The organism is Planococcus sp. APC 3906, from assembly GCF_030407685.1.
GTDB classification, from domain to species: Bacteria; Bacillota; Bacilli; order Bacillales_A; family Planococcaceae; genus Planococcus; species Planococcus koreensis.
In genome coordinates, this window is sequence record NZ_JASDCW010000004.1 from 1 (window position 1) to 22,480 (window position 22,480).

General features: G+C 50.7%; 19 protein-coding genes and 1 other annotated feature. All 19 genes read left to right on the forward strand.

Translation table 11 applies throughout. The features are described from left to right. The first annotated feature begins 348 nt into the window (after window positions 1–348). The 19 genes from QMA09_RS03550 to QMA09_RS03640 all read left to right on the forward strand — a co-directional run bounded on the left by QMA09_RS03550 (window position 349) and on the right by QMA09_RS03640 (window position 22,459). Complete coding sequence (locus QMA09_RS03550) at window positions 349–1,134, forward strand: YlmH family RNA-binding protein (RefSeq protein ID WP_135505513.1); 786 nt, start codon at window positions 349–351, stop codon at window positions 1,132–1,134. 96 nt (window positions 1,135–1,230) lie between these two features. Beyond that, the gene (locus QMA09_RS03555) at window positions 1,231–1,746 is read left to right on the forward strand and encodes a DivIVA domain-containing protein (RefSeq protein WP_135505515.1); all 516 of its coding nucleotides are present in this window, start codon (window positions 1,231–1,233) and stop codon (window positions 1,744–1,746) included. Between the two features lie 42 nt (window positions 1,747–1,788). Beyond that, window positions 1,789–1,998, forward strand: a binding site (T-box leader). A 43-nt stretch (window positions 1,999–2,041) separates the two neighbouring features. Continuing rightward, entirely contained in the window at window positions 2,042–4,804 is a 2,763-nt protein-coding gene (gene ileS, locus QMA09_RS03560) for an isoleucine--tRNA ligase (RefSeq protein WP_290212040.1), read from the forward strand. Window positions 4,805–5,517: 713 nt separating this feature from the next. Further along, entirely contained in the window at window positions 5,518–5,994 is a 477-nt protein-coding gene (lspA, locus tag QMA09_RS03565; protein WP_135505518.1) for a signal peptidase II, read from the forward strand. 5 nt (window positions 5,995–5,999) lie between these two features. Continuing rightward, window positions 6,000–6,911, forward strand: a complete 912-nt coding sequence (locus tag QMA09_RS03570; protein WP_135505520.1) for an RluA family pseudouridine synthase — start codon at window positions 6,000–6,002, stop codon at window positions 6,909–6,911. A 192-nt stretch (window positions 6,912–7,103) separates the two neighbouring features. Then, on the forward strand, window positions 7,104–7,643 hold the full coding sequence (gene pyrR, locus QMA09_RS03575; protein ID WP_183736406.1) for a bifunctional pyr operon transcriptional regulator/uracil phosphoribosyltransferase PyrR: 540 nt from the start codon (window positions 7,104–7,106) through the stop codon (window positions 7,641–7,643). An 18-nt stretch (window positions 7,644–7,661) separates the two neighbouring features. Continuing rightward, window positions 7,662–8,951, forward strand: a complete 1,290-nt coding sequence (locus QMA09_RS03580; RefSeq protein WP_135503735.1) for a solute carrier family 23 protein — start codon at window positions 7,662–7,664, stop codon at window positions 8,949–8,951. A gap of 127 nt (window positions 8,952–9,078) precedes the next feature. Next, window positions 9,079–9,948 carry an aspartate carbamoyltransferase catalytic subunit gene (locus tag QMA09_RS03585; RefSeq protein ID WP_135503737.1) on the forward strand — a complete coding sequence of 290 codons (870 nt, stop codon included), beginning with the start codon at window positions 9,079–9,081 and terminating at the stop codon, window positions 9,946–9,948. Between the two features lie 2 nt (window positions 9,949–9,950). Then, on the forward strand, window positions 9,951–11,231 hold the full coding sequence (locus QMA09_RS03590) for a dihydroorotase (protein ID WP_290212041.1): 1,281 nt from the start codon (window positions 9,951–9,953) through the stop codon (window positions 11,229–11,231). After that, the gene (locus tag QMA09_RS03595; RefSeq protein WP_290212042.1) at window positions 11,228–12,322 is read left to right on the forward strand and encodes a carbamoyl phosphate synthase small subunit; all 1,095 of its coding nucleotides are present in this window, start codon (window positions 11,228–11,230) and stop codon (window positions 12,320–12,322) included. Before QMA09_RS03590 ends, QMA09_RS03595 begins: the two co-directional genes overlap by 4 nt. Further along, entirely contained in the window at window positions 12,315–15,503 is a 3,189-nt protein-coding gene (carB, locus tag QMA09_RS03600; RefSeq protein ID WP_290212043.1) for a carbamoyl-phosphate synthase large subunit, read from the forward strand. The genes QMA09_RS03595 and carB overlap by 8 nt, the downstream gene beginning before the upstream one ends. Continuing rightward, complete coding sequence (locus QMA09_RS03605) at window positions 15,500–16,267, forward strand: dihydroorotate dehydrogenase electron transfer subunit (protein ID WP_290212044.1); 768 nt, start codon at window positions 15,500–15,502, stop codon at window positions 16,265–16,267. Before carB ends, QMA09_RS03605 begins: the two co-directional genes overlap by 4 nt. Beyond that, window positions 16,264–17,178: a dihydroorotate dehydrogenase gene (locus tag QMA09_RS03610; RefSeq protein WP_290212045.1), complete on the forward strand. Its 915-nt coding sequence runs from the start codon at window positions 16,264–16,266 to the stop codon at window positions 17,176–17,178. Before QMA09_RS03605 ends, QMA09_RS03610 begins: the two co-directional genes overlap by 4 nt. Next, a complete protein-coding gene (gene pyrF / locus QMA09_RS03615; protein WP_290212046.1) occupies window positions 17,175–17,864 on the forward strand; it encodes an orotidine-5'-phosphate decarboxylase in 690 nt (229 codons plus the stop codon). The genes QMA09_RS03610 and pyrF overlap by 4 nt, the downstream gene beginning before the upstream one ends. After that, entirely contained in the window at window positions 17,861–18,490 is a 630-nt protein-coding gene (pyrE, locus tag QMA09_RS03620; RefSeq protein WP_290212047.1) for an orotate phosphoribosyltransferase, read from the forward strand. The genes pyrF and pyrE overlap by 4 nt, the downstream gene beginning before the upstream one ends. Before the next feature lie 316 nt (window positions 18,491–18,806). After that, window positions 18,807–20,150 carry a D-serine ammonia-lyase gene (locus tag QMA09_RS03625; protein WP_290212048.1) on the forward strand — a complete coding sequence of 448 codons (1,344 nt, stop codon included), beginning with the start codon at window positions 18,807–18,809 and terminating at the stop codon, window positions 20,148–20,150. Between the two features lie 19 nt (window positions 20,151–20,169). Then, window positions 20,170–20,436, forward strand: coding sequence for a hypothetical protein (locus QMA09_RS03630; protein ID WP_290212153.1), 267 nt, complete (start codon window positions 20,170–20,172; stop codon window positions 20,434–20,436). Between the two features lie 168 nt (window positions 20,437–20,604). Then, window positions 20,605–21,510: an ABC transporter ATP-binding protein gene (locus QMA09_RS03635; protein ID WP_290212146.1), complete on the forward strand. Its 906-nt coding sequence runs from the start codon at window positions 20,605–20,607 to the stop codon at window positions 21,508–21,510. Next, window positions 21,503–22,459 carry an ABC transporter permease gene (locus tag QMA09_RS03640; protein ID WP_290212049.1) on the forward strand — a complete coding sequence of 319 codons (957 nt, stop codon included), beginning with the start codon at window positions 21,503–21,505 and terminating at the stop codon, window positions 22,457–22,459. The genes QMA09_RS03635 and QMA09_RS03640 overlap by 8 nt, the downstream gene beginning before the upstream one ends. Window positions 22,460–22,480: the final 21 nt, after the last annotated feature.

Sequence of the window (22,480 nt, forward strand, 5' to 3'; positions counted from 1 at the left end):
TCCCGCAGGAGTCGCCGCCTTCCGCTTCATTCAAAGGTTTTTCTTAATAGAGAATCATTTTTTGAACAAAGAACACAAAAGATACACTTGCTACAGTTTCTTCCGAGTCTCCAAGCATGGAGCAAAACAGTCCTGACTCCCGAGGGCGCAGCGATGAAACGCACTTTCTGTCTCGAAGCTAGCGCAGCGATGCAACGGTCTTTCATTTCTCGAAGCTAGCGGAGCGATGCAGAGACAGAGACAGAGACATGAGCATATGGGCTTGCGGGGCTGTTTTTCTGAATGTCGTCAAACTAATTAACTAGAAATCATTAAACAATACCAAAAAAAGAGAAAGGGGCGTTTATTATGGATTCTTTGTTTCAGCATTTCCGGAAAGATGAGCAGCAATTTATCGAACAAGTTTCGGGCTGGATGATTGATGTCGAAGACAGATATACTCCACGGCTCACGGATTTCCTGGATCCCCGGCAGCGTTTTATCGTCCAGTCGGTGATTGGCGCAAGTGATATTGGCGTGGCGGCATCCGGCCGCTTCGAGGATGCGGAACGGCAACGCGTTTTGCTGTATCCGTCATATTACGAACTGCAGAAAGATGATTTTCAGATTACGGTTTTCGAAATCCGGTATCCGGTTAAATTCATTACCCTGAAACACCCCGACATCCTGGGATCCATGATGTCAATCGGCCTTGACCGCAATAAGTACGGTGATATTCGCATCGATGGACAGCGAATCCAAATTGCAGTGGCGGATGAAGTGAAGGCATATCTTCAAGCGAATTTCACGATGGCGGCGAAAGTCAAAGTCCAGCTTGAGGAAGTCACGAATGAGCTCGATTTCATCAAAGTGACAGAAGAATGGTCGGAAGAAAGCCATACGGTCAGTTCGCTTCGGCTCGATACGGTTGTCAGCTCCATCTACAATATTTCGCGCCAGAAAGCAGCGGCGCTGATCAACGGCGGGAAAGTGAAAGTCAATTGGACTGTCCAGGAACAGCCGTCTTTTGAATTGAATGAATCCGATATCATTTCGTCGCGCGGATATGGGCGGATTAAAGTCGGGATGATCGAAGGGCGTACGAAAAAGGATAAAGTGCGTCTGCAGATTGGCAGATTGGACACAGCGAAATAGCAGCTGTTTTGAAAAAAAGTAAAATAATACTGATATTTACTGCCTTGGACTGTATAATGGGTAGTAACGCAGATTAGTTAAGGAGAGGTTCACACAATGCCATTATCCCCTTTGGATATACATAATAAAGAGTTCGGCCGAGGATTCCGCGGCTATCAGGAAGACGAAGTAAATGAATTCCTGGACCAGATCATCAAAGATTACGAAATGCTGATGCGAGAAAAGAAAGAGCTTGAAGACCGCCTGAAACAGACGGACGAGCGAGTCGGCCATTTCACAACGATTGAAACGACGCTTCAAAAGTCGATAGTTGTTGCACAGGAAGCCGCTGAGGAAGTGCGCCGCAATTCCCAAAAAGAAGCAAAGTTGATTGTACGCGAAGCAGAGAAAAATGCAGATCGCATTGTTAACGAATCATTGACGAAAGCCCGCCGCATCGCCATGGAAATCGATGAGCTGAAAAAGCAATCGAAAGTTTTCCGCAACCGTTTCAGAATGCTGGTGGAAGCGCAGCTTGATCTGATCGATACGGATGACTGGGAAACATTAATGGAATACGATATCGACACGACAACGCTGGATAAACTTGAAGAGAAAAGAGAAGTTTACTAAGCTTGACGCTGGTCTTATCAACTTTTATAATTAACAAATATAAATAATGCGTAGACAGAGACAGTACCCAATCCATATTGGACAAAGCGAGCCAGGGTTAGTGAGAGCCTGGTGACAATGTTTTGGGGAATATCACTCTTGAGCAGAAACGGCGAAAATCCAGTAGCCGCTTCCGTTGAGCCACGATACGGCGATCGAGTGGCAGCTTCGGCTGCAACAAGGGTGGTACCGCGAGAGCTTCTCGTCCCTTTCCAGGGATGGGGGGCTCTTTATTATGTTCTTAGGAGGAATTGAAATGGAATACAAAGATACGTTATTGATGCCGAAAACAGATTTTCCGATGCGGGGCAATTTGCCGAACCGCGAACCTGAAATGCAAAAAAGATGGGAAGAAATGGATATCTATAAAAAGGTACAGGACCGCACAAAAGGGCGTCCGTTCTTCATTCTTCATGATGGACCGCCATATGCGAATGGCGATCTTCACATGGGCCACGCCCTGAACAAGGTGCTGAAAGATATGGTTGTCCGCTCTCGTTCTATGATGGGCTTTAATGCACCTTACGTTCCAGGCTGGGATACGCACGGCTTGCCGATCGAACAGGCTTTGACAAATAAAGGCGTAAACCGCAAGGAAATGTCGCTTGCCGAATTCCGCAAGCTTTGTGAAGAATACGCTTATGAGCAAATCGACAACCAGCGTTCACAATTCAAGCGCATCGGTGTCCGCGGCGATTGGGAAAATCCGTATGTTACGCTAGCTCCAGCTTATGAAGCTCGCCAAATCGAAGTTTTTGGAAAAATGGCGAATAAAGGCTATATCTATAAAGGCCTGAAACCCGTTTACTGGTCTCCATCAAGCGAATCGTCGCTGGCTGAAGCTGAAATCGAATATCATGACAAGAAATCTCCTTCTATCTATGTGTCGTTCCCGGTAACTGACGGTAAAGGCGTGTTGGCTGAAGGCACTAAATTGATCATCTGGACGACGACGCCATGGACGATTCCAGCAAACCTCGGCATCACGGTTCACGCGGAATTGGATTACGTGGAAGTTTCAGTGAACGGTTCGTTGTTCGTCATCGCTCGCGCTTTATTGGATGAAGTGGCGAAAGAATTGGAATGGGCGGATTATGAAGTGGTGCGTGAGCTTAAAGGTGCTGAACTGGAGCACATTTTGACGAAACACCCATTATACGACCGCACTTCTTTGGTCATGCTTGGCGAACACGTTACAACGGATTCCGGTACTGGCTGCGTTCACACTGCGCCTGGACACGGGGAAGACGATTTCCTAGTCGGTAAAAAATACGGCTTGGACGTTCTATGCCCAGTTGATGAGCGCGGCGTCATGACTGCTGAAGCTCCTGGTTTTGAAGGCGAATTCTACGACAAAGCCAATAAAACAATCACCGAAGCATTGGACAATGCCGGTGCACTTGAGAAATTATCATTCATCACCCACTCGTACCCACATGACTGGCGCACGAAGAAACCGGTTATTTACCGTGCTACGGCGCAATGGTTCGTATCAATCGATGCGTTCCGCGACCAAATCCTGAAAGCGATCAATGAAACAACATTCACACCAGCATGGGGCGAAACCCGTCTGTTCAACATGCTGCGCGACCGCGGCGACTGGAACATTTCACGCCAGCGTGTCTGGGGCGTGCCGATTCCGGTATTCTATGCGGAAAATGGCGATCCGATCATCACTGAAGAAACAATCGCACATATCGCAGGCTTGTTCCGTGAACACGGATCGAATGTTTGGCTTGAGCGTTCTGTCGAGGAGCTATTGCCAGAAGGCTTTACGCATCCAAGCAGCCCGAATGGCAAATTCACGAAAGAGACGGACATCATGGACGTCTGGTTCGATTCCGGTTCATCGCATCAAGGGGTGTTGGTAGAACGGGAAGAGCTGAACTATCCGGCAGACCTTTATTTGGAGGGATCTGACCAATACCGCGGCTGGTTCAACTCATCGCTGACGACAAGTGTCGCAATCAATGGCATTGCTCCATATAAAGGCATTTTGAGCCATGGCTTTACGCTTGACGGCAATGGACGTAAAATGAGCAAATCGCTCGGCAACGTTATTGTGCCTGCAAAAGTCATGAACCAAATGGGAGCGGACATCTTACGCATGTGGGTTGCTTCAGTCGATTACACGGCAGATGTGCGCGTTTCAGACGAAAACTTCAAGCAAGTTTCTGAAGTTTACCGCAAAATCCGCAACACGCTGAAATTCCTTCACGGGAACTTGGCTGATTTTAATGAACAAGAACACCGCGTTGCATTCGAAGACATGCGTGAAATGGACCAATACATGGCCATGAAATTGCAGAAAATGATCGAAGCAGTGCGCAAAGGCTATGAAACATATGAATTCTCCTCAATCTATCACGCATTGAATGGCTATTGCGCGAATGATTTGAGCTCGTTCTACCTCGACGTTGCGAAAGATGTCGTCTATATCGAAGCGGCTGATCATCCGCACCGCCGCGCAATGCAAACAGTGATGTTCGACTCGCTGATGGCGATTTTGAAATTGGCAACGCCGATCATCCCGCACACAACGGATGAAATGTGGGGCTACCTTGATTTCGTAACTGAAGACAGCGTCCAGCTGGTTGACTTCCCGGAAGTGGATAAAAACCCGGCATTCGAAGACTTGGATGCGAAATGGACAAAATTCATGGACAAGCGCGACGATGTGCTAAAAGCGCTTGAAGAAGCACGTGCAGCGAAAACAATCGGTAAATCGCTTGAAGCTAAAGTGACGGTTTACGGAAGCAGTGAACTTAGCGATCTGTTATCATCAATCGATGAAAACCCTGCTCAATTGTTCATCGTCTCCCAATATGAATTCGGCGGTTCGCTGGAGCAAGCTCCAGAACACGCGTTGAAATTCGGGGACGCTGCAGTTGTTGTTGAAAAAGCACAAGGCGAGAAATGTGAACGCTGCTGGACGATTTCCCAGGAAATCGGCACAAGCGAAGCGCATCCGGCATTATGCCCGCGCTGTGCCAATGTAGTGGAAAAACAATTCGCTTAAGTAAAATGAAAAGGTCTGGAATGCCGGAGTCTCCGGTGTTCTAGACCTTTTTTCTGCTTAATTTTGCTATTTGAGTTGAACAAATGAATATTCATAATCGATATTCCGCAAAACAGCTACGAAGGTATCGACCCAAGAATTGGGTAGATACCTTTGCGACGAAGCACGAAGTGCTGCAGGAGCACATATTTTTTGCCGCGGACAAGAGTTGACCGAAGCCTGCGAGGGCAATTCTTTGCGGCGAAGTGCGGAGCACTGCAACGCACTTCAATGTCTCGAAGCTAGCGTAGCTATGCAGAGACAGGAGCAGTAAGGTTTTCTCCGCTGTTTTGCTCCATATCGAGAGATATTTTAGCGGAGGCGCGTCCAAGGGCTAGGCAAGGAAATGGCCAAATGGAATTTGGGATATTTCCTTTGCTTCGAAGCTAGCGCAGCGATGCAGAAGAAGAAAGGTCTTAGCAAGGAGACGAGTGCTTTTCTCGGCTCATAGCGAGAGCCAAGGTGGTGCCGGCACTTTCGGCAACTCCTTTGCGACGAGCTTGCGCAGGAGCAATCGTCTTTGCTTTGTCCAAAGCGACCGAAGCGATTTTTAATATGAAACTTTTTTTGTTCAATTCATATATTCGGAGCAGTTTCTGACTTGCAGAGCCGGATATTCTTTTGGTGCGGTTTGTGGTAAAATAGGATGACTGCTGAATTGACGGGGGAAACACATGTTTATTTATTATGCAATAGCTATACTGATCGTAGCCATCGACCAGTGGACCAAATGGCTCGTGTTGAAAAATATGGAACTGGGTGAACGCATTCCGGTCATCGACCCGTATCTGGGCTGGCTGTCGCACCGCAACCGCGGGGCGGCGTGGGGGATGCTGGAAGGCCAAATGTGGCTGTTTGCCATTATTACGGTCGGCGTAATCATCGGCATCATCTATTATTTCCACAAACATGCCAAAGGGCAGCCGCTGTTCCAATGGAGCTTGATGCTGATCCTGGGCGGTGCGATCGGTAATTTTATCGACCGTATGGCGAGAGGCGAAGTCGTCGATTTCGTGGATGTGCTCATTCCTGTCATCAATTATGATTTTCCGATTTTCAATGTAGCTGATGCAGCATTGACAGTTGGTGTAGTGCTAATGGTCATATTCGTTTTTTATGACGAAAAACAACAAAAGAAAAAGGTGTCTTAATGGAAATTGAAGATTTGACAATACAAATAACTGAAGAAATGGCCGGAGTCCGCATCGATAAAGCTGTATCATCGATCGACGAAGACTGGTCGCGCTCGCAAATTGCAAACTGGGTGAAAGATGGCGCAGTGAAAGTCAATGGCGAGACCGTTAAACCGAATTACAAAGTACGCCCGGAAGACATCATTGTCGTTACACCGCCTTCCTTGGAAGAGCTGGACGTTGTGCCGGAAGATTTGAATTTGGAGATCGTTTACGAAGACGCCGATGTGCTCGTCGTCAACAAACCGAAAGGCATGGTTGTGCACCCGGCTCCTGGCCACTCAAAAGGCACGCTGGTCAACGGCTTGATGTTCCAGATTAAAGATTTGTCCGGCATCAATGGTGTAGTCCGTCCTGGGATTGTCCACCGCATCGATAAAGATACATCCGGATTGCTGATGGTTGCGAAAAACGACGCATCGCATAATTCGCTTGTCGACCAATTGGTGAAGAAAACAGTGACACGGAAATATGTAGCGCTTGTGCACGGCCACATCCCGCACGATAAAGGGACAATCGATGCACCGATTGGACGCGATACGAAAGATCGCCAAAAAATGGCAGTTATCGATAAAGGCAAACATGCCGTCACCCATTTCCGTGTATTAGAGCGTTTTGGCAATTACACATTGGTGGAATGCCGTTTGGAAACAGGGCGCACGCACCAAATCCGCGTCCATATGAAATACATCGGCTTCCCGCTGGTCGGAGATCCGAAATACGGACCGAAGAAAACAATCGATTTCGGCGGCCAGGCATTGCATGCTGAAGTCATCGGTTTCAATCATCCGAAAACAGGCGAATACCTGGAATTCTCAGCTGAGCCTCCTGCAGAATTCTCCGAGCTTTTGGAATCTCTCCGCGACAAGGATTGACAAAGCGGAACTTCCTGTTTTATACTGAGAAAAATCAATCGAATAAGCATCACCTTTAATATCAGTCCAGAGAGGCTGAGAAGGTATTTACGCGAAAGCCGGAGGAATGGTCCCTCCGTGCCTAATTTTTCTGCGCATAAACCCTCTTGCCCTCTGGCAAGAGGGTTTTTTATTTGGAAAAGGAGTGTAAGCATGGTAGAGAAAGCGGATATTTTAGATGAAAAAGCAATTGCACGGGCAATCACCCGCATCGCGCATGAAATCATCGAACGCAATAAAGGCATCGACGAGTGTGTGCTCGTCGGCATCAAAACGCGGGGCGCATTCATCGCAAAGCGGCTGGCTGAGCGGATCGAGCAGATTGAAGGCAAGCCGATCATGACCGGTGAACTGGACATCACGCTTTACCGGGACGACTTAAGCGTCAAAAACCAGAACAAGGAACCTCTTGTCCAGCAAGTAGACATCTCGCACAACATCTCGAACAAGAAAGTCGTACTGGTGGATGATGTGCTATACACAGGACGCACCGTACGGGCTGCGATGGACGCGGTCATGGACCTCGGGCGCCCGGCACAGATCCAATTGGCGGTGCTGATCGACAGGGGCCACCGGGAACTCCCAATCCGCGCCGATTTCGTCGGCAAGAATATCCCGACCTCAAGCAACGAACGCATCGTCGTTCAAATGATGGAAAGCGACGGCAGCGACCGCGTAGCAATACACGAATAGGATTGGAGAGAATTGACTGTGACTGAAGCAATATTGGATGTACAAGACAAACCGAAAACGGCCCAATGGATCTCCTTGAGCCTGCAGCATATGTTCGCCATGTTCGGAGCGACAATCCTGGTTCCGAAACTTGTAGGCCTGAGCCCGGCGATCGCACTTTTGACAAGCGGCATCGCAACCATCATCTTCATCCTCATCACCCAGTTTAAAGTGCCGGCTTATCTTGGCTCGTCATTTGCGTTTATCGTGCCGATAACGATCGCGACGGAAACCGGGGGCATCGGATCGGCAATGATCGGCGCCATGTTCGTCTCGGTGGTATACGCTTTGACCGCGCTGCTCATCTGGAAGACCGGTTACCGCTGGCTCATGGACCTGCTGCCGCCGATCGTCGTCGGCCCTGTCATTATCGTCATCGGGTTAGCCTTATCGGGCACTGCGGTTGGAATGGCAATGAACATCCCGACAGCGGACGGCGGCTCCGCATACAGCATGCTGCATTTCTCAGCGGCGCTGGTGACATTGGCCACAGCCATTATCTGCAATCTTTATTTTAAAAACATCATCAGCCTGATGCCGATTCTGATTGGCATCATCGTCGGCTACGCCTATTCAGCGGCCATCGGCATCATCGACTATACGGTGATCGGCCAAGCGAGCTGGTTCCAGGTACCGGACTTCCTGCTTCCTGGCATCGATTATAGCTTCACGGTAACACCGACATTGCTGTTCATCATGGTGCCAATTGCCATTGTCACGATTTCAGAACACATCGGACACCAGCTCGTTCTTGGGAAAATCGTCAAACGCAATTACATAAAAGACCCGGGGCTTCACCGCTCAATCCTTGGAGACGGACTTGGAACGCTTGTGTCTTCCTTGGTCGGCGGACCGCCGAAAACCACGTACGGCGAAAACATCGGCGTCTTGGCTATCACAAGGGTCTACAGCATCTACGTCATCATCGGCGCTGCCGTGTTCGCTATACTCTTCTCCTTCTTCGGAAAACTGATGGCGGCCATCGAAACGATTCCAGCCGCAGTGCTTGGCGGGATTTCCATCCTGCTGTTCGGCATCATCGCTTCATCGGGCTTGCGCATGCTGGTCGACAATAAAATCGACTTCGGCGAAAAACGGAATTTGGTCATCTCGTCAGTCATCCTGGTCATCGGAATCGGCGGAGCGAAAATCGAGTTCAGTGAAACGTTCTCGATCGAAGGAATGGCGCTCGCTGCAATCATCGGCGTCTTGCTGAATTTGATCTTGCCGGGGCGCGTCAAACAAGAAATCGATTTTGAATCTGAATAAACACCTTTTAATGAATGTCCAGAGAGGCATGGAAAGGGAAGTGAAAAAGGGCACAGACTGCGCTTTTTTCCTCACGCCTTCCTGCTCCTGGGAAGGCGTTTTTTTTAAACCAAAGGAGTGGAATGATGTGCCGAATGTATTGAGCATGGACAATATGGACAACGCAGTAATCATGGCTTTGCTGAAGCGGGCGGATGAATTCGAAAAAGGGGCGCGGAGCGTGCAAGCAGGTACGGCGGTCAATTTGTTTTTTGAGCCGAGCACCCGAACGAAAATGAGCTTTGAGATGGCTGAACACAAGCTGGGCATGACCGTGCTGCCTTTTGAAACAGCAGCTTCCAGCATCCTGAAAGGCGAAACCTTATACGACACGGTGAAGACGCTCGAAGCGATCGGCGTCGACGCGGTCGTCATCCGGCACGAAGAAGAAGCCTATTACGAAGAGCTGGTGGGCTGCAGCGTCGCGGTCATCAACGGCGGGGACGGTTCGGGGCAGCATCCGACGCAATCATTGCTGGACTTGCTGACGATTCACCAGGAATTCGGCCGCATCGAAGGCATCCACGTTACAATTGTCGGGGATATCGCCCATAGCCGGGTAGCGAAATCGAATGCTTCTGCGCTGGAAAAGCTGGGGGCGAAAGTGTCCTTTATCTGCCCGGAAGAATGGAGCGGAGATTACCAGACATCTGAAAAACTCGACGATTTCATCAGCGACACAGACGTTGTCATGATGCTGCGCGTCCAGCATGAACGGCATGCCGTTTCAGCTTTGTTTTCAAAAGAAGATTACCACGAGAAATACGGCTTGACCTTAGAACGGGAACGGAAAATGAAAGATTCGGCGATCATCATGCACCCGGCGCCGATCAACCGCGGCGTCGAGATTGCAGACAGCCTGGTGGAATGCGAACGTTCACGGATTTTCAAACAAATGGCCAATGGCGTTTATGTCCGGATGGCCGTGCTTGAATACGCAATGAAAGGGAGAGATTGAGAATGGATTTATTCATCAAAAACGTAAACATGCTGACAGAAGGCGAAATGGCTTTAACGAATATAAGGGTGGCGGACGGCAAAATCGCTGAAATCGGAAGCGGATTGGCTTCGCAAGGGGAAACAGAAATAGACGGCAATGGCCGGATGATCGCACCAGGGTTTGTAGACGTTCATGTGCATTTGCGTGAACCGGGCGGCGAAGGGAAAGAAACAATCGAAACCGGCACACATTCAGCGGCAAAAGGCGGATACACGACGATCTGCGCCATGCCGAATACACGGCCTGTGCCGGACACGAAAGAAAACCTTGAGCTCGTCAATAACTTGATCGAGAAAAATGCGCTTATCCGGGTTTTGCCGTACGCTTCGATCACGATCCGCGAAGCAGGGAAAGAACGCACGAACTTGAATGAACTGAAAGAAAACGGCGCGTTCGCGTTTACGGATGACGGCGTCGGAATCCAGCAGGCGGGAATGATGTTTGAGACGATGCAGGATGCAGCAAAAATCGGCATGACGGTTGTCGCGCATTGCGAAGACAATAGCTTGATCTACGACGGCGTCATGCACGACGGCAAACGCAGCAAGGAATTGGGGCTGAAGGGCATTCCGTCGGTTGCGGAATCGGTCCATATCGCACGCGACATCCTTCTTGCTGAAGCAGCAGGCGCACATTACCACGTCTGCCATGTGTCGACGAAGGAATCAGTGCGCATCATCCGCGATGCGAAGCGCGCAGGCGTCCATGTGACGACCGAAGTCTGCCCGCACCATTTGCTGCTCAGCGAAGATGACATTCCGGGAGACGACGCCAACTGGAAAATGAACCCGCCCCTGCGGGCCAAGGAAGATGTTGAAGCGCTGCACGAAGGATTGCTTGACGGCACAATCGACTTTATCGTAACGGACCATGCGCCGCATACGCTGGAAGAAAAGTCGAACGGCATGGAAAAAGCGCCGTTTGGCATCGTCGGCTTAGAAACGGCGTTTCCGCTGCTGTACACGCATTACGTCGAAACCGGCAAATGGACGCTCCAGCAGCTGATCGATTGGATGACGAAAAAGCCATGTGAAACATTCGGCTTGCCGTACGGAAAAATTGAAACCGGGCAAAGCGCCGACTTGGTGCTGTTGGATCTGGAGAAAGAACAGCCAATCGATGTAGACGCCTTTTTATCGAAAGGCAAGAATACGCCATTCGGCGGCTGGGCATGCAAAGGCTGGCCGGTCATGACAATATTCGAAGGACAAATCGCTTGGCAGGAGGAAAAAAACCTATGAAACGTTATTTGATCTTAGAAGACGGAACAGTGTTTGAAGGGGAAGCGTTCGGCGGCACAGAAGCATCGGTCGGGGAAGTGGTGTTCAATACGAGCATGACGGGCTATCAGGAAATTTTGTCGGATCCTTCTTATTGCGGCCAAATCGTCACGATGACTTATCCGTTGATCGGCAATTACGGCATCAACAGTGATGATTTCGAATCGATCGAGCCAGCAGTCAAAGGCATGGTGGTGCGCGAAGTGGCGGATTTCCCGTCAAACTTCCGCTGCAATTCGACTTTAAATGAGTTGTTCGAGCGCAAAGGCATACCGGGAATCGCCGGGATCGATACGCGCAAATTGACGCGCCTGATCCGTTCGAAAGGATCAATCAAAGGCGTGTTGACTGCAGCGAACGAAGAAGTGAAAGTCAGTGACGTGGTGGAAAAACTGCAGCAAACCGTTCTGCCGCATGATCAAGTGGCGCAAGTTTCAACGGCACGGCCATACCCAAGCCCAGGACGCGGCAAACGCGTCGTGTTGATCGATTATGGCATGAAGCATGGCATCCTGAGGGAACTGAACAACCGTGATTGCGACGTCATCGTCGTACCTTACAATACGCCATCGAAGGAAATCATGGCGTGGGGGCCGGACGGCGTCATGCTGTCAAACGGGCCGGGAGATCCGAAAGATGTTCCGGAATGCGTGGAAGTGGTCGGCGAATTGATTGGCCAGGTGCCGATTTTCGGAATCTGCTTGGGCCATCAGCTGTTTGCCCGCGCTTGCGGAGCGGATACGTTTAAATTGAAATTCGGCCATCGCGGAGGCAACCATCCGGTCAAGGACTTGACGACCGGAAAAGTGGAAATCACTTCACAAAACCACGGCTACGCGGTTGATGAAGACACGCTGCAGGGCACGCGCCTGAAAGTGACGCATAGCGCGCTGAACGACGGCACCAATGAAGGGCTGGCGCATTTGGATTACCCGGCATTCACTGTGCAATACCATCCGGAGTCCTCGCCAGGGCCGGAAGATTCGAATTACCTGTTTGACCGTTTTATCGAAATGATGAGCGCAAACCGAAAGGAGCAGCAATATGCCTAAAAGACAAGATATCAAAAGCATTCTGGTGATCGGATCGGGGCCGATCGTCATCGGACAAGCAGCAGAATTCGATTACGCAGGTACTCAAGCCTGTTTAGCATTGAAAGAAGAAGGCTACCGGGTCATCCTGATCAACTCCAATCCGGCGACGATCATGACCGATACGGAAATTGCAGACAAAGTGTACATTGAACCGATTACGCTTGAATTTGTCAGCCGCATTTTGCGCAAAGAACGGCCGGACGCTTTGCTGCCGACATTGGGCGGGCAAACAGGCCTGAACATGGCAATCGAGCTGGACGAGTCGGGCATTCTTGAAGAATTGGAAATCGAAATTCTGGGCACGAAACTGGAAGCAATCCATAAAGCGGAAGACCGCGACTTGTTCCGCACCTTGATGAACGAACTGGGCGAACCGGTTCCGGATTCCGACATCATCCACAACATGGCAGAAGCGAAAACATTTGTTGAGCGAATCGGCTATCCGGTAATTGTACGCCCGGCATTTACGCTGGGCGGCACTGGCGGCGGCATTTGCCATAATGATGACGATTTACAGGAAATCGTTACTAGCGGCTTGAAATACAGCCCAGTCACGCAATGCCTGCTGGAAAAATCGATTGCCGGCTTTAAGGAAATCGAATATGAAGTGATGCGCGACGCCAACGATACTGCGATCGTCGTGTGCAATATGGAAAACATCGATCCGGTCGGCATCCACACAGGCGACTCGATCGTTGTCGCACCGAGCCAGACTTTGTCGGACCGGGAATATCAGATGCTCCGCAATGTGTCGCTTAAAATCATCAGGGCGCTGAAAATCGAAGGCGGCTGCAACGTGCAGCTCGCGCTCGATCCGGACAGCTTCAATTACTACATCATCGAAGTAAATCCGCGGGTCAGCCGTTCGTCTGCCTTGGCTTCAAAAGCGACAGGCTACCCGATTGCGAAGCTTGCGGCGAAGATCGCCGTCGGGTTGACGCTGGATGAAATGATGAACCCGGTGACGGGCCGCACATATGCCGCTTTCGAACCGGCACTCGACTATGTGGTCGCGAAAATTCCGCGCTGGCCGTTTGATAAATTCGAATCGGCAAAACGCAACCTCGGCACGCAAATGAAAGCGACTGGCGAAGTTATGGCGATGGGCCGCACGTTTGAAGAAGCGATCATGAAAGCTGTTCGCTCGCTGGAAACAGGCCAGTTCCACTTGGCATTGAAGAACGGCGACGGCATGAGCGACGAATGGATCGAGAAGCGCATCCGGCGTGCCGGCGATGAGCGCTTGTTCTTTATCGGTGAAGCATTGCGCCGCGGTGTGACGATCGAAGCAATCCACGATTGGAGCCAAATTGATTTATTCTTCCTGAAGAAGTTCGAGAACCTCGTCCGCTATGAGGAAGTATTGAAAGGCCATCCATTCGATTTTGCGACTGCGAAAAAAGCGAAACGCATGGGCTTTGCAGACAAGACGATCGCGATGCTGTGGGAAACTTCCGCTGAAAAGGTTTATGAATGGCGCAAAGAGCAAGGTTTGATGCCTGTCTACAAAATGGTCGATACGTGCGCCGCAGAATTCGAATCCGAAACGCCTTATTTCTACGGCACGTACGAAGACGAAAACGAATCGGTGAAAACGGACAAGGAAAGCATCATCGTCCTCGGTTCCGGCCCGATCCGCATCGGCCAAGGAGTCGAATTCGATTACGCCACCGTCCATTCGGTATGGGCGATCAAAGAAGCGGGCTATGAAGCCATCATCATCAACAGCAATCCGGAAACCGTCTCGACCGATTTCTCGATCTCTGATAAATTGTATTTCGAGCCGTTGACGGTCGAAGATGTCATGCACATTATCGAAATCGAGCAGCCGAAAGGCGTCGTCGTCCAATTCGGCGGGCAAACCGCCATCAACTTGGCTGAAAAGCTTGAACAGCACGGCGTGAAGATTCTTGGTACGTCGCTTGAAGATCTGGACCGTGCGGAAAATCGTAATAAATTCGAAGCAGCGCTGCACGAAATCGGCATTCCGCAGCCCTTGGGCAAAACCGCGGTATCTGCGCAGGAAGCCGTCATCATTGCCGGCGACATCGGCTACCCGGTACTTGTCCGGCCGTCATACGTCCTGGGCGGGCGCGCGATGGAAATCGTCTATAACGAAGCGGATTTGCGCCATTACATGGAGCATGCCGTTGAAGCGAGCCCGGAACATCCGATCTTGGTCGACCGCTACTTGACGGGGATTGAAATCGAAGTCGATGCCATATCAGACGGTGAAAACGTCTTGATTCCTGGCATCATGGAACACATCGAACGCGCGGGCGTCCATTCTGGCGACTCGATCGCGGTTTATCCGACGCAGAACATTTCGGATGAATTGCTCGACACATTGGTTGATTATACGACGCGCCTGGCGAAAGGCTTGAATATTGTCGGCTTGCTGAACATCCAGTACGTCATCTCGAACGGCGAGATCTTCGTCATCGAAGTGAATCCGCGCTCGAGCCGGACGGTGCCGTTCATGAGCAAGATCACCGCCATTCCGATGGCGAACATTGCCATGAAAGCGATACTCGGCCAGTCGATTGTCAGCCAAGGCTATAAGCCGGGGCTCGCACCATTGTCGAAAGGCGTTTACGTCAAAGTGCCGGTGTTCTCGTTCGCGAAATTGCGCCGCGTCGACATTACGCTCGGACCGGAAATGAAATCGACCGGGGAAGTCATGGGCAAAGACGCAACGCTCGAAAAAGCGCTGTACAAAGGGCTTGTCGCAGCAGGCATGGAAATCAAAGACCACGGCACCGTATTGATGACAGTTTCCGATAAAGACAAAGAAGAAGCGGTTGGCCTGGCGAAACGCTTCACGGCGATCGGCTACCAGATCATGGCGACAGAAGGAACAGCGAAAACGCTTGAAGAAGCCGGCATCCGCGTCAAGGAAATCGGCAAAATCGGCGAACAAGGCGCGACATTGGTCGATGCGATCCAAAACGGCCGCGCGCAGCTGGTCATCAACACCTTGACGAGAGGCAAACAGCCGGAACGCGACGGCTTCCGCATTCGCCGCGAATCCGTGGAGAACGGCGTGCCTTGCCTGACGTCGCTTGATACCGCACGCGCCATGCTCGGCGTCATCGAATCGATGACATTCTCAGCTGAAGAAATGGGGGCAGGTGTATGATCAGACAAGAAAAAATGGTCGTCGTCTCGCAGCAGCAGATTGCCCGCAACATTTTCGAACTCATTGTCAAAGGCGATTTGGTGCAGGACATGCAAGAACCCGGGCAATTTGTCCACATCCGGGTAGCGGATTCGTTTGAACCGCTGCTGCGCCGCCCGATTTCCATCGCGGAAATCAACCGGGAAGAATCCCAGTTCACGATGATTTACCGTTCCGAAGGGCGCGGGACCAGCCTATTGGCAGAAAAAGCGGTCGGCGCCACAATTGATGTGCTCGGACCGCTGGGCCACGGCTTTGATGTCGATGCCGCAAAGGCCAAAGCCTATTTGATCGGAGGCGGCATCGGCGTGCCGCCTCTCTATCAGCTGGCGAAGCAATTGAATGCCAAAGGCGTTGAAACCGTCCATATCCTGGGCTTTGAAAGCAAAGAAGCTGTATTTTATGAAGAAAAATTCAAGGCGCTTGGCGAGACGCATATTGCGACCGTCGACGGCTCCCACGGAACACAAGGATTTGTGACGCATATCCTCAACGAATTGCCGAAGGATTTCGACACGTATTACAGCTGCGGGCCGACTGCGATGCTGGAAGCGGTGCAATGGGCGTATCCGGAAAAGCAAGGATTCCTGTCCTATGAACAACGGATGGGCTGCGGCATCGGTGCATGCTTCGCCTGCGTCTGCCGGACAACGAAAAGCGAAACGGATTACATCAAAGTATGTTCGGATGGTCCTGTATTTCCTGCGGGAGTGGTGATTGTATGACGAGTTTAACAGTGAATTTGCCAGGGCTGAATCTGAAAAACCCGATTATGCCAGCTTCCGGCTGCTTCGGTTTCGGCAAGGAATACGCACAGCTTTATGATTTATCCCAGCTTGGCGCCATCATGATCAAAGCGACAACCGCTGAAACGCGCCTCGGCAATCCGACGCCACGTGTTGCGGAAACAAGCTCCGGCATGCTGAATGCTATCGGTTTGCAGAATCCCGGCTTAGAAAAAGTCATGGCTTCGGAACTGCCTTGGCTCGAACAATACGAGACATCGATCATCGCCAATGTTGCAGGATCGCAGACGGAAGATTACGTCGAAGTCGCACGGGCGATTTCCGGTGCGCCGAATGTCCATGCACTGGAATTGAACATCTCGTGCCCGAACGTCAAGCAAGGCGGCATCACGTTCGGCACGGATCCGAACATTGCGCGTGCCTTGACGCGCGCCGTGAAAGACGTGTCGTCGGTGCCGGTCTATGTTAAATTATCGCCGAATGTCACCGACATCGTTCAGCTTGCCAAAGCGGTCGAAGAAGGCGGAGCGGACGGGATCACGATGATCAACACCTTGCTCGGCATGCGCCTGGACGAAAAAACTGGGCGGCCGGTCATTGCGAACATCACGGGCGGCTTATCAGGCCCTGCCATCAAACCGGTTGCGCTGCGCATGGTCTACGAAGTGCGCAAGCATACCAACCTGCCGATCATCGGCATGGGCGGCATCACGGACGTCACGGACGTCATCGATTTCCTGTCTGCCGGCGCCAATGCGGTCGCAGTCGGCACGGCGAACTTCGTCAATCCGTTCGTGTGCCCGGAAATCATCGCGGCGTTGCCGGAAAAACTGCACGACCTCGGCTATGAATCGGTCGAAGAATTGGTCGGAAGGAGCCACCGCCTGTGAATAAACCCATCATTGCACTCGATTTTTCCAGCAAACAGCAAGTGGAGGAATTTTTAAGCCGTTTTAATGAGCCTTTATTTGTCAAAGTGGGCATGGAATTGTTCTACCAGGAAGGCCCGGACTTGGTGCGCACCATCAAAGCGATGGGCCATGACATTTTCCTGGACCTGAAATTGCACGACATTCCGAACACGGTCGAATCGGCCATGCGCGGACTTGCGAAACTGGGCGTCGATTTGACGAACGTCCACGCGGCAGGGGGCGTCGAAATGATGGAAGCCGCAAAGCGTGGGCTTTCAGGGTCGGCGACAAAACTGATTGCCGTCACACAATTGACGTCAACAAGCGAAGAACAAATGCACAGCGATCAACTGATCGCTGCGAGCCTCCACGACTCGGTGCTGCATTACGCGATAAAGGCCAAGCAAGCGGGCCTTGACGGTGTGGTGTGCTCGGTGCTGGAAGCAGCAGCAATCGGCGAAGCGTGCGGCGAAAGCTTCATGCGCGTGACACCCGGCATCCGGCCGGCAGACGCAGCTGCGGATGACCAGAAACGCATTGCAACGCCCCAAGAGGCGAGGCTCAAAGGTTCGACGCATATTGTCGTCGGGCGCGCCATCACGAAATCCGAAAATCCGGCTGCAAGCTATGGCCAAATCAAAAACGAATGGAGCGGACTATTATGAAACAGCATATCGCGCGGCAATTATTGAGCATCGGGGCGGTCGAATTGCGTCCGCATGAACCATTTACCTGGGCGTCAGGCGTTAAATCGCCGATTTACTGCGATAACCGCCTGACGATGTCCTATCCTTCGGTGCGCAAAGAAATCGCCAAAGGCTTGGCCGGGCTGATCGAAGAATTTTACCCGGACTGCCAAGTGGTGGCGGGTACAGCGACAGCGGGCATTCCCCACGCCGCATGGGTCAGCGACTTGCTGGAGCTGCCGATGGTTTACGTGCGCTCGAAAGCGAAAGAGCACGGCCAAGGCAATATGGTCGAAGGCAAAGTCAAAAAGGGACAAAAAGTGGTCGTCGTGGAAGATTTGATTTCCAAAGGCGGGTCGGTGCTGCAGGCAGCTGAAGGCTTGAAAGCGGCCGGATTCGACGTGCTCGGCATCGTGGCAATCTTCACGTATGATTTGCCGCAGTCGATCGATGCGATTCGCGAAGCAGGCTTCACCTTCCATACCTTGACGAATTTCCCAGCGCTTGTGGAAGAAGCGATCGACTCCGGAGCAATCCGCGAAGAAGATTTGCCGATGCTGGCAGATTGGCACGAAAACTTGAAAGCAGGCACATTGAAGAGCTGACCCGAGGGTCGGCTTTTTTATTTGCTTCGGGCGTTGGAAAGTATTTTGGGGCTGAAGGGAAGTATTTTCGCTTTGAGGGAAAGTAAAGTGGCGCTTAAAGAAAGTATTTTAAGTTTCAAAAGAAGTAAATGAAAATAATGGAAATAAAATCTTCGCTATTATAGTGGGAAGCCATTCTTTTCATTCGCAGCGGCCATGAAATTCTCTTTTACGCCTAGCTAAAGGATAAAATCCATTGCTAATAGCGGATAATTTGCTGAAATCCTGCGCTGCTTCTTGTATGATGAAAGCAATATGGAAAAGAAAGGGGATTATTATGGCATTCAACGTGAATGAAATCGAAGGCTGGAAAAAAAGATACCCATTATTAAAGGACATTTTAGAGCTTAAGGAAGTTACATGGCTGAATCCAAATGCACGGACGATGGCGCAAGTGGAAGGTTTGGCCGTGAACCGGCAAGACATGGAAAACGCAGAAGCATTGTGGCAGCGTTTTGCGCCGTTTATTGCGGAAGCCTTTCCAGAGACTGCGGCACAAGGGGGCATCATCGAGTCGCCATTAAAGCGAGTTGATGGCATGAAAGCACAATTGAATTCACAGTATGGAGCGGGAATCGAAGGCGTACTTTACGTAAAATGCGATAACGACTTGCCGATCGCTGGCTCAGTAAAAGCACGCGGCGGCATTTACGAAGTGCTGCAGCATGCGGAACAAATGGCTTTGGCTGAGGGCATGATCGATGCTTCAAAAGATTACAGCCAATTCGCCAGTGAACAGTTCCGGCAGTTCTTCAGCGGCTATTCGCTTGGTGTGGGTTCGACAGGAAACCTTGGCTTGAGCATCGGTATAGCCGGAGCGAAGCTCGGATTCCAAACGACAGTTTACATGTCGGACGATGCGAAACAATGGAAGAAAGATTTATTGCGGGCGAAAGGCGCAACGGTGCGGGAATGCAGCGGTGATTTCAGCAAAGCGATTTCGGAAGGGCGGGAAGCGACGAAGCAGGACCCAACCGCCTATTTCGTCGATGATGAAAAATCCCGGCATTTATTCCTCGGCTATAGCACAGCTGCGGTCCGGCTGAAATCGCAATTGCAGGAACAAGGCATGATTATCGACAGGGAGCATCCGCTCTTTGTTTATTTGCCATGCGGCGTCGGCGGAGCTCCTGGCGGCATCGCGTTCGGCTTGAAGCAGGTATACGGAGATGCAGTCCATTGCTTTTTTGCGGAACCGACCCATTCGCCGGCCGTGCTGATCGGCTTGTTGACGGGAGAAAAGGAAAAGGTCTGCGTCCAGGATTTCGGCATCGACAACCGGACAGAAGCAGATGGGCTTGCGGTCGGACGGCCATCAAGTTTTGCCTCAAGCATCAGCGAACAATTGGTCAGCGGCGCTTACACATTGGAAGATGGTGAGCTGTTCAAATTACTGAAGCTTTTGTCCGACAGCGAAAACATGTTCATCGAACCGTCCGCAGCTGCCGGGTTTCCAGGGCCGCAGAAAATTCTGTCCACGGGCTACGCAGCAGCAAGGGGTTTGAATATGGCAAATGCCGTACATGTCGTCTGGGCAACCGGCGGTTCTCTGGTGCCGCAGGAAGAGCGCGAACATTTTTACCAAAAAGGAACTGATGGGCTGCAGCGAACGTCCCGTTAAACAGAAAGGGGATGAGGAGATGGATGGAACATGGTATTTGCCGGTCATCGCCATGCTCGTGTTAGGTGCATATCTTCTATTCAGCAGCCTCGATAAGCGCATCAAGGCGCTTGAAAAACGCGTCAGGGAGCTTGCCGTTGGTACACGGCCGGAAACAGAACTTGCGGTCAATGAAGAGCTGCGCAAATTACTGCATCATGGAAAAACGATTGAGGCAGTAAGGAAGGCGCGTGAAGAATTCGGCATGTCATTGCTCGATGCCAAACGCTATGTCGATAAATTATAAAATGCCAAAGGGCTGGGAGCTGAAAAGCAGACCAGCCTTTTTTCAATGGAATGAATTCAGGGAATTAGAAATTGATTTCCATTTTTGGGAACTTTCTTACCTGCCATCCGTATAGTTCTATGGAAACAAAAAAGTGTGGGAGGTTTTAATTTGGCTGAAAAAGCAGCGATGACGTTAATCGGGTTAAAAAAAACCATCGGCAGCAAACCGATTATTAAAGGCCTGACGTTCGAAATCAAAAGGGGAGAAGTTTTTGGCTTCCTGGGCCCGAACGGAGCGGGGAAAACGACGACGATCCGGATGATGGTCGGCTTGATGGACATCACAGAAGGCGATGTGCTGATCGAAGGCAAAAGCATCAAAGATGATTTCAAGGAAGCCGTCCGCCATGTCGGGGCTATCGTGGAAAACCCTGAAATGTACCCATTCCTGAGCGGCTGGAAAAATTTGCAGCAATATGCTCGAATGACGGAAGGCGTTTCTCAAGAACGGATCAAGGAAGTGGTTGAATTGGTCGGCTTGGGAAATGCCATCCATGAAAAAGCAGGCCGCTATTCGCTGGGCATGCGGCAGCGGCTCGGCATCGCGCAGGCGCTTCTTCATAAACCATCCATACTGATTCTAGACGAGCCGACAAACGGCCTCGACCCATCGGGCATTCGGGAAATCCGCAAATACATACGCAATTTGGCTGAAAAAGAAAATGTTGCGGTCATCGTTTCGAGCCATTTATTGTCGGAAATCGAATTGATGTGCGACCGGATCGGCATCATTAAAAAAGGCGAATTGATCGCCATTGAAGATGTCAAAACGGTGGAAGACCATAGCGCATTGAAAGACATACATATTGAAGTGCATCCGCTTGAGATGGCCAAGGACTATCTGCAAAGCGAAATGGATCAAACCATTGCCATCAATAAAAAAGAGCTGATTGTCTCGGCAAAGCGGGAGGACATCCCGCAAATTCTGAAAAACCTCGTCAATCGGGGAATGGATGTCTACGGGGTGCGGATTCTGCAATCGACGCTGGAAGATAAATTCTTTGATTTGATTGGAGAGAATGCAATTGAATAATTTCCTGAAGCTGGTGTGGAACGAACAGATAAAATTGTATGCTAAAAAATCGACGTGGATTATGATTGCGCTTATTGCAGCAATTGTCATTGGCGCAGGCCTGTTGGCGAAATTTATGGATTCCGGGATTCAGACGGAAGAATACGGTGCAGATTGGCAATCGGAACTGCAGCAAGAAAATGCAGCGCTTGCGAAAGAAATGGAAGAAGACGAATTTGCGCAGTTTTCGAATCCGTTTACCATCCAGAAAAACGAGTATTATCTGGAAAATGATATCAAACCTTTGCCATATGACGGATGGGAATATGTGCTGGAAAACTCAGCGCTCACTTCGCTGCTTAGCTTGTTCACCATCATTATTGCCGCGGGCATCGTATCGAATGAATTCAAATGGGGCACCATCAAGCTGTTGCTGATCCGCCCGATTTCACGCAGCAAGATTTTATTGTCCAAATATGTATCGGTGTTGTTATTTGCTTTGATGTTATTGATTTCGATGCTTGCCGCTTCCTGGCTAGTAGGAGCGTTGCTGTTCGGGCTGAACGGTGCGTCGCCGATGATTGTCCAGGAAACGGCTGCAGGCTTTGAGCAGACCTCGGTTCTCAAAGAGATTTTGCTAGGCTACGGATTCGGCATGGTGACCTTGGTGATGATGGCGACGTTCGCCTTTATGATCTCGACGATCTTCCGAAGCAGCGGCATGGCAATCGGCCTGGCGATATTCTTGATGTTTGCCGGTAATACACTTGTCATGTTCGTGTCGCAATACAGCTGGTCGAAATATATCCTGTTTGCGAATACGAACCTCCAGCAATATTTCAACGGCAACGAGCCGATGATCGAAGGCATGTCACTGGCGTTTTCGCTTACTGTGCTGGCCATCTATTTCGCCATTTTCATGGCAGCAGCTTGGACCGCATTCACGAAAAGGGACATTGCAGGAAATTAAAAATGAAAAAGCCGAGCTTCC